The organism is Kitasatospora sp. NPDC049285 (assembly GCF_040678815.1).
Lineage (GTDB): Bacteria > Actinomycetota > Actinomycetes > Streptomycetales > Streptomycetaceae > Kitasatospora.
Window position 1 is genome coordinate 187672 of record NZ_JBFAQR010000007.1, and the last position, 13329, is coordinate 201000.

A 13329-nucleotide genomic window follows, 5' to 3' on the forward strand; every position below is an offset into this window, starting at 1 on the left:
CCTCCCCGTCGGCACCGGGCGTGGGCGGCCCGGCTCGGGGAAGGTCGCGGTATGCGTCAACTTCTAGCGGCGGAGGGGTTTGCGGCTCCGGAACCTCACCCGTACGGCGGCGTGCTGCGGGCGCGTGGTTGACGCGCCCGCAGCTGACGGAGGGTCATGATCAGCCGGTGATGCGGCCGGTGACCTCTCCGAAACCGACCCGCAGCCCCCCCGGGCCGGGGGCGGTGGCGGTGATGGCGACCTCGTCGCCGTCCTCCAGGAAGGTGCGGACGGTGCCGTCGGGGAGCTTGAGCGGCTGCTCGCCGTTCCAGGTCAGCTCGATCAGGGCGCCGCGGGTCTCCGGCTCCGGGCCGGAGACGGTGCCGGAGGCGTACAGGTCGCCGGTGCGCAGCGAGGCGCCGTTGGCGGTCAGGTGGGCGAGCTGCTGGGCGGCGGTCCAGTACATCGAGGCGAACGGCGGGCGGGAGACCGGGCTGCCGTTCAGCCGGACCTCCATGGCCAGGTCCAGGCCCCAGGGCTCGCCGTCGCGGTCGTCCAGGTAGGGCAGCGGCTCGACGTCCCGGGCCGGCGGGGCGACCCGGGCGTGCTCCAGGGCGTCCAGCGGGACCACCCAGGGGGAGACCGAGGTGGCGAAGGACTTGCCGAGGAACGGGCCGAGCGGCACGTACTCCCAGGCCTGGATGTCGCGCGCCGACCAGTCGTTGAGCAGGCAGACGCCGAACACGTGCTCGGCGAAGTCGGCCAGCGGCACCGGGCGGCCCATGGTGCTGGGCGCGCCGACCACGAACGCCACCTCGGCCTCGATGTCCAGCCGGCGGGTGGGGCCGTGGCTCGGCGCGGCGTCGGCGGGGGCCTTGCGCTGGCCGTGCGGGCGGGTGATCGGGGTGCCGGAGACCACCACCGTGCCGGCCCGGCCGTGGTAGCCGATCGGCAGGTGCTTCCAGTTCGGGGTGAGCGGCTCCTGCCCGGGGCGGAAGATCCGGCCGAGGTTGGTGGCGTGGTGCTCGGAGGCGTAGAAGTCGACGTAGTCGGCGACCTCGAACGGCAGGTGCAGCTCGACGTCGGCGAGGTCCAGCAGGCACGGCGCGACCGCGGCCCGGTGGGAGCCGTCGGTGAGCCACTCGGTGAGCGCCGCCCGCACCGCCCGCCAGGTCGGACGCCCGGCCGCCATCAGCGGGTTGAGGGTGTCGGCGGCCAGCAGGTCGGCCGTCGGGGCTGCCGCGCCGACCGCGCGGGCGGCCGCCCCCGCGTCCAGCACCCGGTCGCCGATCCGCACGCCGATCCGCCGGCCGGGCCGGTCGGCGGCGGTGAACACGCCGTAGGGCAGGTTGTGCACGCCGAACGGCGAGTCGGCGGGCAGGTCGAGCCAGGTGGTGGTCAAGAGGTCTTCTCCAGGAGGCCGAGTCGGGCGAGGTCGTCCAGCGGCTCGGTGATGCTACAGGTGCCGAAGGAGGTGAACCGGCTGCGGATGACGCCGATCTGATGGTCCGTCAGGGCGTCCACCGCGGTCGCCAGCCGGGCGCCGTCCTGCTCCGCGAGCAGCTCCGCCGCCGCGTCGCGGTCCGAACTGCCCGCCGCCAGCAGCAGGTTGAGGAAGCCGTGGTGCTCGTAGCCGGTGCCCAGGTCGGTGTGCCGCACCGCGTTGTGCAGCCCCGCGGTGCACTTGTACGGCAGGCCGCGCTCGGCGCAGCCCACCAGGAACGCCGCCAGCTCGGCGACGCCCGGGAAGGCGTCGTAACTCAGGCCGCCGGTGCGGTACTTGGCCCGGTAGGGGGTGCCGGTGAGGGCGTCCAGGGCGTCCTCCAGCCGGGCGGAGCGGGGCAGTTCCACCGCCGCGCCGACTCCGGCGGGCAGTAGCGCGTCGAGCTCCGCCACCGCGGCGGCGACGTCCTCGCCGGCCGCGTACTCCACGGTCACCAGGTTCAGCCCCGCCGACTCCTTGAGGGCCTCGGCGAGCCGGCCGCCCGCCACCACCGCGCCGACCGGCAGGTCCGGGCCGGCGAGCTCGCGCAGCGCGGGCAGCCGGTCGGTCGGGCAGAGCAGCGGCCCGACGGTCGGGGCGTACCAGGCGGAGCGGTGCGCCAGGTGCGCGGGAACCGCCTCGGGCAGCGGCAGGTCGCCGGGCGGGAAGACCGCCGCGTCGTCGAAGAGCCCCCGGTACAGGGCGGTTGGTGTCGTCATCGCGACCACGTCCAGGCGTAGTTGGGATCCTCGCTGGCCAGCGCGGCCTCGCCGAGCTCCAGCGGGCGGAAGGTGTCCACCATCACCGCCAGCTCGTCGAAGAACTCCACCCCGATGGAACGCTCGTACGCGCCGGGCTGCGGTCCGTGGGTGTGCCCGCCGGGGTGCAGCGAGATCGAGCCGTTGCCGATGCCGGAGCCCTTGCGCGCCTCGTAGTTCCCGCCGCAGTAGAACATCACCTCGTCGCTGTCCACGTTCGAGTGGTAGTACGGCACCGGGATCGACAGCGGGTGGTAGTCCACCTTGCGGGGCACGAAGTTGCAGATCACGAAGTTGTTGCCCTCGAACACCTGGTGCGCCGGCGGCGGCTGGTGCACCCGGCCGGTGATCGGCTCGAAGTCGGCGATGTTGAAGGCGTACGGGTACAGGCAGCCGTCCCAGCCGACCACGTCGAACGGGTGGTGCGGCACGGTGTACCGGGTGCCCACCACGCCGGCGGGGCCGCGGTGCTTGACCAGCACGTCCACCGGGCCGCCCTCGACCAGCAGCGGCTCCTCGGGGCCGCGCAGGTCCCGCTCGCAGAACGGCGCGTGCTCCAGCAGCTGCCCGTACTTGGACAGGTAGCGGCGGGCCGGGGTGATGTGGCTGTTCGCCTCGATGCAGTAGGCGCGCAGCGGCTCGTCGCCGGTCGGCACCCAGCGGTGGGTGGTGGCCCGCGGGATCACGACGTAGTCGCCCTGACCGACCGTCAGCGCGCCGAACACCGTCTCCAGCACGGCCGTGCCGGACTCCAGGTAGACGCACTCGTCGCCCAGCCCGTTGCGGTACAGCTCGCTCGGCGCGCCGGCCACCGCGTAGGAGATCCGCACGTCCGCGTTGCCCAGCACCAGGCGGCGCCCGGACACCACGTCGGCGGTGCGCCAGGCGTCGCCCGGGAACAGCTCGTGCAGCTTCAGGTGGCGGGGGAGCAGCGGGAGGTTGGCGCTGGTGGCGGTGTCCCTCAGCTGCCACGGCTCGGCCGCGGTGATCGCCGACGGGATGCCCCGGTGGTACAGCAGCGAGGAGTCCGAGAAGAACCCCTCCTCGCCCATCAACTCCTCGTAGTAGAGGCCCCCTTCGGGGGTGCGGTGCTGGGTGTGCCGCTTGGGCGGCACCGCGCCGAGCCGCCGGTAGTACGCCATCGTCCCGCTTCTCCCTGTCGCCTTCCGAGCCTGCCCGTCAGAGGTTGCCGCGCCGGTCCTGCTCGCGCTCGATCGCCTCGAAGAGCGCCTTGAAGTTGCCCTTGCCGAAGCCCAGCGAACCGTGCCGCTCGATGAACTCGTAGAAGACGGTCGGCCGGTCGCCGATCGGCTTGGTGAAGATCTGCAGCAGGTAGCCGTCCTCGTCGCGGTCGACCAGGATGCCGCGGGACTTCAGCTCCTCGATCGGGACGCGCACCTTGCCGATCCGCTCCCGCAGCTCCGGGTCGTCGTAGTAGGAGTCCGGGGTGTTCAGGAACTCCACGCCGCGCGAGCGCAGCACGTCGACGGTGGTGAGGATGTCGTTGGTGGCCAGTGCCATGTGCTGGCAGCCCGGGCCGGTGTAGAACTCCAGGTACTCGTCGATCTGCGACTTCTTCTTCGCGATCGCCGGCTCGTTCAGCGGGAACTTCACCCGGTGGTTGCCGCTGGCGACCACCTTGGACATCAGCGCCGAGTAGTCGGTGGCGATGTCGTCGCCGACGAACTCCGCCATGTTCACGAAGCCCATCACCCGGTTGTAGAACGACACCCACTCGTCCATCTTGCCGAGCTCGACGTTGCCCACCGCGTGGTCCAGCGCCTGGAACAGCCGCTTCGGCGCGCCCTCGGGACGGACCACCGTCGACTCCCGGACGACGTAGCCCGGCAGGTACGGGCCGGTGTAGCGGGAGCGGTCGACCAGGGTGTGGCGGGTCTCGCCGTACGCGGCGATCGCGGCCCGGCGGACGGTGCCGTGCTCGTCGGAGACGTCGTTCGGCTCCTCCAGGATGGTGGCGCCCTGGGCGCGGGCGTGCGCGATGCACTTGTCCACGTCCGGCACCTCCATCGCCAGGTCGACGACGCCGTCGCCGTGCCGGCGGTGGTGGTCCAGCAGCGGGCTGTCCGGCGACACCCCGCCCTTGATCACGAAGCGGCAGGAGCCGGAGCGCAGCACGAACGCCTTGCGGTCGCGTCGGCCGGTCTCGGGGCCGGAGTAGGCCACCAGCTCCATGCCGAAGACGGACTGGTAGAACTGCGCCGTCTGGGTCGCGTTGCCGACCACGAAGACCACGGCGTCCTGGGCGGTGACCGGGAACGGGTCGGTCGAGGCGTCGTACTCGACCAGGCCCACCAGGGTGCGCAGCTGTTCGGCGGTGAGGCCGGCCTCCAGCTCCTCGGGCGTCAGTTCAACTGCGGCGTCGGCGGTCATCGGTGCAATCCTCCACGTCGAGGTCGGTTGCGCAGAGCTTGCTCCTGCTCGGTGAGGTGGGCAACAGGTGTCCTTCCCGCTGCTCAATGTGTACAAGATGAGCAGCCGCGATCCCCTCTCACTGGTCGGATTGCCCAGCGTTTCCCCCGATCGCGCCGGGCTGACGCCGCGTGAGATGACCGGCGAACCAGTCCGCGGCCAGTTCGGCGACCGCCGCCAGCGCGCCCGGCTCGGCGAACAGGTGGCCCGCGCCGGGGACGATCCGCAGCGCGCTCTCGCAGCGCAGCTCCGAGCGGGCCTGCCGGTTCAGGTCCACCACCTCCTCGTCCGCGCCGCCCACGATCAGCAGGGTCGGCGCGGCCACCGCGGGCAGCCGCGCCCCCGCCAGGTCCGGCCGCCCGCCGCGGGAGACCACCGCTGCCGGTCCCACCCCCGGCTCGGCCGCCGCCCACAGCGCCGCCGCCGCGCCGGTGCTCGCCCCGAAGTAGCCGAACGGCAGCTCGGCCAGCCCCGGCCCGGCCCGCACCGCCCGGGTCGCCGCCACCAGCCGGCCGCCCAGCAGCACCGGGTCGAACACCTTCCAGCGCTCCACCGCCTCGCGCTCCCCGAGCAGGTCGAACAGCAGCGTGGCCAGCCCCGCCCGGTGCAGCCGCGACGCCACCTGCCGGTTGCGCGGACTGTCCCGGTTCGAGCCGCTGCCGTGCGCGAACAGCACCAGCCCGACCGCGCCCTCCGGCACCGCCAGGGTGCCCGGCAGCGGCTCCGCCAGCCCGTCCAGCGCCAGCGTCAACCCGGTGGTGTCGACCTTGAGCCGCGCCGGTTCGGGAACGGACGCCAGGGCCGCCAGCACCTCCTCGTCCGAGGTCTGGCCGAAGTCGTCGTAGAACTCCCCGATCGCCCAGAACCGGGACGGGGTCTGCACCGCCACCAGTTCGTCCACCTCCCCGCCGAGGTGCTCCGCCCAGTCGCGCGGGGCCACCGGCACCGCCAGCACCACCCGCGCCGCCCCGCGGGCCCGCACGATCCGGCAGGCCGCCAGCGCCGTCGACCCGGTCGCCACCCCGTCGTCCACCACCAGCACCGTGCGCCCCACCACCGGATAGGGCTCCCGCCCGCGCCGGTAGGCCGCCGACCGGCGTGCCAGCTCCGCCCGCTCCCGGGCCTCCACCGCCGCGAACTGCTCCGGCGTGACCCCCGCCGCCGCCACCACCGGCTCGTTCACCACCCGGGCGCCGTCTTCGCCGATCGCGCCCATCGCCAACTCCGGCTGGGCCGGCACGCCCAGCTTCCGGATCACGCACACGTCCAGCGGTGCCCCCAGTTCCCGGGCCACCTGCGCCCCCACCGGCACCCCGCCGCGCGGCAGCGCCACGACCACCGGCTGCTCGCCCCGCAACCCCCCGAGCAGCGCCGCAAGACGCTGCCCCGCATCGACCCGGTCGCTGAAATGCATCGCGGAACCTCTCCGGTTCCCACCGTACGCGCGCCCGCTCGCGCCGTCGCGAAGGCCGTGTAAGTAAAAAATAAGGACAAACCGGCAGGTAACGTTATTTACCGGTACGAACGGGTAGGGACCAGTCGGCTCGCATGTCTCGACTACGAGGAGGTGGTCCTGGTGTCGACCCAGCTACCGACGGGTATGGAACACCATCCGGACATTCTGGCCCTGCGTGAGCACGCCGAGCGCGTGACGTCCACCCCGGTCGGCCAGGGCGCCGAGGCGCTGGCGATCATGTCCGGTCTGTTCCTCGCGATCTCGCCGTGGGTCGTCGGCTTCAGTGCCTTCGTCGGCCTGACGATCAGCAACCTGGTGCTCGGCGTCGCCTACGCCGGGCTGATGGCCGGCTACGGCTCGGCCTTCGAGCGCACCCACGCCCGTGCCTGGGCCTGCCTGGGCATCGGCGCATGGACGATCATCGCGCCGTGGGCGGTCAACGGAGGCGCCCACATCCGCCGCACCATCCTGACCAACGTGATCACCGGCGGAGTGATGGTCTGCCTGGCCCTGGCCGCGGCCGGAATGGCCTTCGCAGGCCTGACCGGACGGCGTCGTAGTACCTGACCAGTCGTCAATCGGCGCTACCAGCAAGGATGCCCGCCCCGGTCCGCCGGGGCGGGCATCGACGTGTCCCGGCCGACAACACCGGGTGACGCGCCGGCCAACCGGCGGTTCGGGGTCGGTCACAACCGCCTCCGTGACGGCGCGACCGGGCCGGACCCCCGCCTACCCTGGACGGTCCGAGGGTGTGCGAACCGGGGGGCCGACTGGTGGACGGGGAACGGGAGTTGCGGCTGCTGCGCGGCCAGGTCGAGATCGCCCGCGAACGGGTGGCCCGGTTCGGCGAGGACCGGCTGCCCGAACTGGTGGACCGACTGGACCGGCTCGGTGCGGCGCTCATCGGCGACCGGGCCGCGAGCACCGAACTGCACGCCGTCCTCGCCGCGGGCGTGGACGCCGCCCGCCGCCTGGTCCGCACCCGGCCCGACCAGCTGCCGGCCCTGGCCGCCGCGCTGTACCGGCAGTCCCTCGCCCTCGGCATCGACGGGCGCCGCACCGAGGCGCAGCCGCCCGCCCGCGAGGCGGTCGACCACTACCGGACACTGGCCGCCGAGAACCGCGCCGACTTCGCCGGCCCGTACGCCACCGCCCTGGAGAACCTCGCCAACCAGCTCTCCGGACCCGCCACCAGGCCCGAGGCGATCGACGCCGTGCGCGCCGCCCTGGTGCTGCGCCGCGCACTGCTCGCCGAACGGCCAGAACCCCGGCAGTCGCTCGCCCTCGCCTCCGCCCTCGCCGACCTCGGCCTGCTGCTCGGCGAGGCCGGGCGGCACGCCGAGGCCGTCGACGCCGCCCGCGAGGCGGTCCGGCACTACGCCGCGCACGGCGGCGGGCAGGGCACCGACCAGGTTGCGTACTGGGCGGCGCTGCTCAGCCTGGTCGAGCAACTGGAACACACCGGCGCGCGGCACGAGGCCGACGTCCGGCTCGCCGAGATCGCCGCCGCCCACCGCCGGGTGACCGACGACAACCCGGCACTCGCCGCCCACCTGGACGGCCTGCTGCGCACCCACGGCTACCGGATCGCCCCCGACGGGCGCCCGCAGCCGACCGCTCCCGGCGAGGACGGCGACGGGCTCGGCGACGTGGCGCGGATCGGGGAGCTGACCCGGAGGGGACACGCGCTGGCCGAGCGGGGCGAGCTGCCGGGCGCGGTGGCGGCGTTCCAGCTGGCCGTGGAGCTGGCCCGGCGGCTGCCGCCGACGCCGGCCCGGCACCGGCTGGTCCTGGCGGCGGCGCTCAACGACCTCGGCCTGGCGCTCGGTTGGGCCGACCGACCGGGCGAGGCGGCGCAGGTGCTGGCCGAGGCGGTCGGCCTGAACCGCCGCCTGCTGCCGGAGTACGACACCCAGGTGCGACCGCTGCTCGCGGGCAGCCTGGACGCGCTGGGCACCCGCTTCGCCGCGGCCGGCCGGCACCCCGACGCGCTGGCGGTGACGCGGGAGGCCGTCGAGCTGCTGCAGCCGGCCGCCGACCGGCCCGAGGCGGACGCGGTGCAGCGCGACGCCGCCGGGCTCGAACTGGCCCGGATCCTCAACAACCTGAGCATCCGCCAGGCCGATCGGGGGTACCACGAGGAGGCCCGGGACGCCTCCCGCCAGGCGGTCGCCCGGTATCGCGCGATCCGGGCCCGGGACGAGGAGTACCTGTCCGGGCTGGTGCACGCGCTCGCCAACCTGGCCCTGCGGGAGGCCAGGCTGGAGCACACCGAGCCGGTCCCGGCGCTGGTGCGCGAGGTGGCGGAGCTGGTCGACCGTCCGGTGCGCTTCCCGCCCGGGTCGGGGCGCGCCGCGCTCGCCGAGTCGCTCGACTGGCTGGCCTGGTACCTGCGCGGGCACCGCGAGCGGGGCGCCGCCCGGCTCGCCAAGCGGGCCGCCGCCGACCTGCGGAAGCGGTGACGGCGCGCGGCGGACTCCTGGCGGACCGTCAGTCCCGGGCGTGCTGCGAGCGGGACTCCTGGCGGACCGTCAGTCCCGGGCGCGCTGCGGGCGGGTCATCCGCAGCACGTCCAGCGCCTCGTCCAGCTGCGTCTCGGTGAGCAGGCCGCGCTCCAGGTAGCCGCGCTCCAGCACCACCTGGCGGATGGTCTTGCGCTCGGCCAGCGACTGCTTGGCGACCTTGGCGGCCTCCTCGTAGCCGATGTACCGGTTGAGCGGGGTGACCACGGACGGGGAGGACTCGGCGTACTCGCGGGCCCGCTCGACGTTGGCGGTGAGCCCGGCGACCGCGCGGTCGGCCAGCAGGCGGGCGGAGTTGGCGAGCAGCCGGATCGACTCCAGCACGTTGCGGGCGATCACCGGGAGCATCACGTTCAGCTCGAAGTTGCCGCTCGCGCCGGCCACCGTGACGGTGGCGTCGTTGCCGATCACCTGGGCGGCGACCATCAGCACCACCTCGGGCAGCACCGGGTTGACCTTGCCCGGCATGATCGAGGAACCCGGCTGCAGGTCCGGCAGGTTGAGCTCGGCCAGGCCGGTGCGCGGGCCGGAGCCCATCCACCGCAGATCGTTCGCGATCTTGGTGAACCCGACCGCCACGGTGCGCAGTTGGCCGCTCAGCTCGACCAGGCCGTCCCGCGCGCCCTGCGCCTCGAAGTGGTTGCGGGCCTCGGAGAGCGCCAGCCCGGTGGCCCGGCCGACCTCGGCGATCACCGCCGGCGCGAAGCCCGGCGGGGTGTTGATGCCGGTGCCCACCGCCGTTCCGCCGAGCGGGAGTTCGGAGACCCGGGGGAGCGTCGCGTACAGCCGCTCCACGCCCAGGCGGACCTGCGCCGCGTAGCCGCCGAACTCCTGGCCCAGGGTCACCGGGGTGGCGTCCATCAGGTGGGTGCGGCCGGACTTCACCACCGCGGCGAACTCCTCGGACTTCTCCTCCAGCGCCCGGGCCAGGTGCTCCAGGGCGGGGATCAGGTCGTGGGTGACCGCGGCCGTCGCGGCGATGTGGATCGAGGACGGGAAGACGTCGTTGGACGACTGGCTGGCGTTCACCTGGTCGTTGGGGTGCACCGGGCGGCCCAGCTTCTCGCTCGCCAGGGTCGCGATCACCTCGTTGGCGTTCATGTTGGACGAGGTGCCCGAGCCGGTCTGGAAGACGTCGATCGGGAAGTGCTCGTCCCAGCGGCCCTCGGCCACTTCTTCGGCCGCCGCCCGGATCGCCGCCGCGACCGGCTCGTCCAGCACGCCGAGATCCGCGTTGACCGTCGCGGCGGCCGCCTTGATCCTGGCCAGGGCCGCGATGTGCGCGCGCTCCAGCCGCTGCCCGGAGACCGGGAAGTTCTCGATCGCGCGCTGGGTCTGCGCCTGCCACTTGGCCGCCGCCGGTACCCGGACCTCGCCCATCGAGTCGTGCTCGATCCGCCAGCTCTGTTCGTCCGCCATGGTTGGGACACCTCCTGGACGGCTCAGCCTTCCACGGGCGCCCGGCATTCCCGCTGCGCCGCGGACGCGTGTCGGCCGGTCCCGCCCGGGCGGCGGTGGGGGAGGATGGCGGTATGACCGATGACCCGGCGGGCGCGTCGGCCGCCCGCTTCCAGGAGATCGCCGAGGAGCTCGCCCCGCACGGGGTCAGCCGCGGCCAGATGTTCGGCATGCCGTGCCTGAAGGACCCGCGCGGCAAGGCCTTCGCCGGACTGCACCAGGGCACCCTGGTCTGCCGGCTCGGCCGGGACAGCTCGGCGATGGCCGAGGCCCTCCACCTGCCGGGCGCCCACCTGTTCGATCCGATGGGCGGCCGGCCGATGAAGGACTGGGTGTGCGTCCCCGCCGACGCCGCCGGCCACTGGGACAACTTCGCCGAGGCGGCCCGCAGCGCCCCGCGCTGACGGGCCGCCCCGGTACGTCAGCCGTGGTACGAGGCCACGATCTTGGTGAAGGCGTACGCGGACTGGCTGATCCCGCTGCAGCTGTCGCCCGCCGAGGTGCCGGAGGGGCAGGCCCGGTCGCGGTTGACCGACCAGAAGGTGAAGCGGGCCAGGTGGTGCGACTTGGCGTAGTTCAGCATGGTGGTGAAGTCGGTGGTGGTCACCGTCTCGTCGGACTCGTCGGTCTTGCCGTTCATCGAGGAGATGCCGATGTGCCTGTACGCGGTCGCCGAGTCGTAGCCGTAGGCGCTCGCCACCGCGTTCTTCAGGCCGTCGGCCGCCTTGGTGGAGACCGAGCCCATCGAGCCGCTGTGGCCGCCGAAGTCGAACGGCATGATGGTCCAGCCGTCCACCGCGGCGCCGGTGGTCGCACCCCGCTTGATCAGGTCCAGGCCGTCGGAGTCCGGGCCCGTGGTGGTGGTGCCGAGGGTGACGTACACCTTGATGCCGGGGTTGTTGGCCTTGATCGTCTTCAGCGCGCTGATCTCCCGCTGGCGCGCCGTCGAGCTGGCCACCTCGGTGTTCTCGATGTCGATGTCGATCGCCTTCAACTTGTAGGCGTCGATGACCTTCTGGTACGCCCCGGCCAGGGCCGAGGCCGAACTGCACTTCTCGCCGAGCTTGTTGCCGCTCCAGCCGCCGAACGAGACGACCACGTCGCCGCCGGCGTTGCGGATCGCGTTGATGGTTCTCTGGTCGCTGCCGCCGGTGAGCGCCCGGGAGCCGTCCCACTTCGGGTTGCAGCCGCCGTCGGAGAGCATGAACGCCAGCGTGAACTGGGTGGCGCCGGTCGCCTGCATCACCTGGACCGGGTTCTGCGGGCTGCCCCAACCCAGGTACTCGTACGGGGCGTTGAGGCCGACCGGGTCGGGGGAGGCGGCCTGCCCGGCGGGGGCCAGGGCGAAGGCGCCGGCGGTCAGCGCGGCGGTGGCGGCGAGGGCGAGGAGCGAACGGGTGCGGGCGTGCTTGGCCATGGGTCACCGGTTCCGTGGGGGAGGGGAAGAAGGTGATGGGGGATTAGGAAACCTTCCTAACTGGCAGGGTTTCAGGACGGCCTGTCCCCGTCAAGAGCGTGGGCGCGGAGCGGCATACTCGTCCCTCGAGGTACGTCCCCGAACCCTCCGAGGAGTCCGCCCATGGCCGCCAGTGCATCCGCCGGCCCCACCCGCCCCGACCCGCTCGACCTGCTCGGCGTCGCCGAGCTGCTCACCGACGAGGAGCGGCTGATCCGCGACACCGTGCGCGCCTTCACCGAGCGCCACATCCGCCCCCACCTCGCCGAGTGGTTCGAGCACGGCACCGTCCCGCTGCGCGAACTCGCTCCGGAACTGGGCAAGTTGGGAGTCCTCGGCATGCACCTCGACGGCTACGGCTGCACCGGCTCGACCGCCACCGAGTACGGCGTCGCCTGCATGGAGCTGGAGGCCGCCGACTCCGGCCTGCGCAGCTTCGTGTCGGTCCAGGGCTCGCTCGCCATGCGCTCCATCCACGCCTTCGGCTCCGAGGAGCAGAAGCTCCAGTGGCTGCCCGAGATGGCGGCCGGCCGCGCCATCGGCTGCTTCGGCCTGACCGAGCCGGAGGTCGGCTCCGACCCCGCCGCGATGCGGACCCGGGCCCGCCGTGACGGGGACGACTGGGTGCTGAACGGCTCCAAGCTGTGGATCACCAACGGCTCCGAGGCCGACGTCGCCGTGGTCTGGGCCGCCACCGACGAAGGCGTGCGCGGCTTCCTCGTTCCGCGCGGCACCCCCGGCTTCACCGCCCGCGACATCCCCGGCAAGCTCTCCCTGCGCGCCTCCGTCACCAGCGAACTCGCCTTCGACGACGTCCGGTTGCCCGCCGACGCGCTCCTCCCCGGGGCCCGCGGACTGCGCGCCCCGCTCTCCTCCCTCGGCGAGGCCCGCTACGGCATCCTCTGGGGCACCGTCGGCGCCGCCCGCGACTGCTACCAGGCCGCCCTCGACTACGCCCGCACCCGCACCCAGTTCGACCGCCCGATCGCCGGCTTCCAGCTCACCCAGCAGAAACTGGTCGAGATGGCCCTCGAACTCGAGAAGGCCTACCTGGTCGCCGTCCGCATCGGCCGCCTCAAGGACGAAGGCAGGGCCGCCCCCGCCCACATCTCCTTCGGCAAGCTCAACAACGTCCGCACCGCCCTGGAGATCGCCCGCAGCGCCCGCACCATCCTCGGCGCCAACGGCGTCACCACCGCCTACCCCGTGCTGCGCCACGCCAACAACCTCGAGTCCGTCCTCACCTACGAGGGCACCTCCGAGATCCACACCCTCGTCCTCGGCGAAGCCATCACCGGCGAGGCCGCCTACCGCTGACGTCCCGCCGGCCGGTGCCGCGCCGAACGGCTTGGCGAATCCTTTACCTGCTGATGCGATGTCAAATCAGGCGAAGGATCGACAAAACCGGCGCGGCCCGGCAACGTCACAGTCGATCAGACTCGCACGTGCGCGAACGGCATGGCAGGCTGCTCCCCGCTCGGGGGGGCTTGGAGCCGTCCTGGGCTGCACTTTTCACCCCAGACGAGGACTCAAAGACCATGACCAGACCGATATCGGTCACCCCGGGCCGGCGGTGGCTGGCCGGGGCGGTGACGACGGCGCTCGCCGCCGCGTCGCTCACCGCCTTCACCGCCGCCGCACACGCCGCTCCCACCGCGCCCGCCGCACCGGCCAAGGCCAAGCCGCTGACGTCGGATCAGGCCTCCGTCCAGGCCCGCCGTACCGGCAAGGCCGTGTCCGTCGACGCGGCGACCACCGCGACCGACGAGCTGACCGCCAACGCCGAC

Annotated in this window: 12 protein-coding genes; 5 read left to right on the forward strand and 7 right to left on the reverse strand. The window is 73.2% G+C overall.

Features of this window, described 5'->3' with window-relative positions:
• Positions 1 to 160: 160 nt before the first annotated feature.
• The 5 genes from fahA to AB0K51_RS07870 all read right to left on the reverse strand — a co-directional run bounded on the left by fahA (position 161) and on the right by AB0K51_RS07870 (position 6064).
• A complete protein-coding gene (fahA, locus tag AB0K51_RS07850; RefSeq protein WP_363451721.1) occupies positions 161 to 1381 on the reverse strand; it encodes a fumarylacetoacetase in 1221 nt (406 codons plus the stop codon).
• Positions 1378 to 2181: a hypothetical protein gene (locus tag AB0K51_RS07855; RefSeq protein WP_363451723.1), complete on the reverse strand. Its 804-nt coding sequence runs from the start codon at positions 2179 to 2181 to the stop codon at positions 1378 to 1380. Before AB0K51_RS07855 ends, fahA begins: the two co-directional genes overlap by 4 nt.
• Positions 2178 to 3362 (reverse strand): cupin domain-containing protein, encoded by a 1185-nt coding sequence (locus tag AB0K51_RS07860; protein WP_363451725.1) that lies wholly within the window; start codon positions 3360 to 3362, stop codon positions 2178 to 2180. Before AB0K51_RS07860 ends, AB0K51_RS07855 begins: the two co-directional genes overlap by 4 nt.
• Positions 3363 to 3399: 37 nt before the next feature.
• A complete protein-coding gene (gene hppD, locus AB0K51_RS07865; RefSeq protein WP_363451727.1) occupies positions 3400 to 4611 on the reverse strand; it encodes a 4-hydroxyphenylpyruvate dioxygenase in 1212 nt (403 codons plus the stop codon).
• Positions 4612 to 4729: 118 nt separating this feature from the next.
• Positions 4730 to 6064, reverse strand: coding sequence for a phosphoribosyltransferase family protein (locus tag AB0K51_RS07870; protein ID WP_363451729.1), 1335 nt, complete (start codon positions 6062 to 6064; stop codon positions 4730 to 4732).
• Positions 6065 to 6217: 153 nt separating this feature from the next.
• Between AB0K51_RS07870 and AB0K51_RS07875 the strand changes: the two genes are divergently transcribed.
• Complete coding sequence (locus AB0K51_RS07875; protein ID WP_363451732.1) at positions 6218 to 6673, forward strand: SPW repeat protein; 456 nt, start codon at positions 6218 to 6220, stop codon at positions 6671 to 6673.
• A 182-nt stretch (positions 6674 to 6855) separates the two neighbouring features.
• Positions 6856 to 8568: a hypothetical protein gene (locus AB0K51_RS07880; RefSeq protein WP_363451734.1), complete on the forward strand. Its 1713-nt coding sequence runs from the start codon at positions 6856 to 6858 to the stop codon at positions 8566 to 8568.
• Between the two features lie 69 nt (positions 8569 to 8637).
• Here the strand turns inward: AB0K51_RS07880 and AB0K51_RS07885 are convergent, their stop codons facing one another.
• Complete coding sequence (locus AB0K51_RS07885; protein WP_363451736.1) at positions 8638 to 10047, reverse strand: class II fumarate hydratase; 1410 nt, start codon at positions 10045 to 10047, stop codon at positions 8638 to 8640.
• Positions 10048 to 10160: 113 nt separating this feature from the next.
• On the opposite strand from AB0K51_RS07885, the gene AB0K51_RS07890 reads away from it, so the two are divergent.
• Positions 10161 to 10490 carry a hypothetical protein gene (locus tag AB0K51_RS07890; RefSeq protein WP_363451738.1) on the forward strand — a complete coding sequence of 110 codons (330 nt, stop codon included), beginning with the start codon at positions 10161 to 10163 and terminating at the stop codon, positions 10488 to 10490.
• 17 nt (positions 10491 to 10507) lie between these two features.
• Here AB0K51_RS07890 and AB0K51_RS07895 read toward each other — a convergent pair whose 3' ends face one another.
• The gene (locus AB0K51_RS07895) at positions 10508 to 11503 is read right to left on the reverse strand and encodes a chitinase (protein WP_363451739.1); all 996 of its coding nucleotides are present in this window, start codon (positions 11501 to 11503) and stop codon (positions 10508 to 10510) included.
• Between the two features lie 162 nt (positions 11504 to 11665).
• Between AB0K51_RS07895 and AB0K51_RS07900 the strand changes: the two genes are divergently transcribed.
• Both AB0K51_RS07900 and AB0K51_RS07905 read left to right on the forward strand, forming a co-directional pair.
• Complete coding sequence (locus tag AB0K51_RS07900) at positions 11666 to 12859, forward strand: acyl-CoA dehydrogenase family protein (RefSeq protein ID WP_363451741.1); 1194 nt, start codon at positions 11666 to 11668, stop codon at positions 12857 to 12859.
• Between the two features lie 221 nt (positions 12860 to 13080).
• On the forward strand, positions 13081 to 13329 hold a 249-nt coding region (locus AB0K51_RS07905), incomplete at its 3' end, for a hypothetical protein (protein WP_363451743.1).

Excerpts from the sequence above, each read along its gene's own strand:
- AB0K51_RS07855 (WP_363451723.1), bottom strand. The coding sequence starts at position 2,181 with ATGACGACACCAACCGCCCTGTACCGGGGGCTCTTCGACGACGCGGCG.
- AB0K51_RS07860 (WP_363451725.1), bottom strand. The coding sequence starts at position 3,362 with ATGGCGTACTACCGGCGGCTCGGCGCGGTGCCGCCCAAGCGGCACACC.
- hppD (WP_363451727.1), bottom strand. The coding sequence starts at position 4,611 with ATGACCGCCGACGCCGCAGTTGAACTGACGCCCGAGGAGCTGGAGGCC.
- AB0K51_RS07870 (WP_363451729.1), bottom strand. The coding sequence starts at position 6,064 with ATGCATTTCAGCGACCGGGTCGATGCGGGGCAGCGTCTTGCGGCGCTG.
- AB0K51_RS07885 (WP_363451736.1), bottom strand. The coding sequence starts at position 10,047 with ATGGCGGACGAACAGAGCTGGCGGATCGAGCACGACTCGATGGGCGAG.
- AB0K51_RS07890 (WP_363451738.1), top strand. The coding sequence starts at position 10,161 with ATGACCGATGACCCGGCGGGCGCGTCGGCCGCCCGCTTCCAGGAGATC.
- AB0K51_RS07895 (WP_363451739.1), bottom strand. The coding sequence starts at position 11,503 with ATGGCCAAGCACGCCCGCACCCGTTCGCTCCTCGCCCTCGCCGCCACC.
- AB0K51_RS07900 (WP_363451741.1), top strand. The coding sequence starts at position 11,666 with ATGGCCGCCAGTGCATCCGCCGGCCCCACCCGCCCCGACCCGCTCGAC.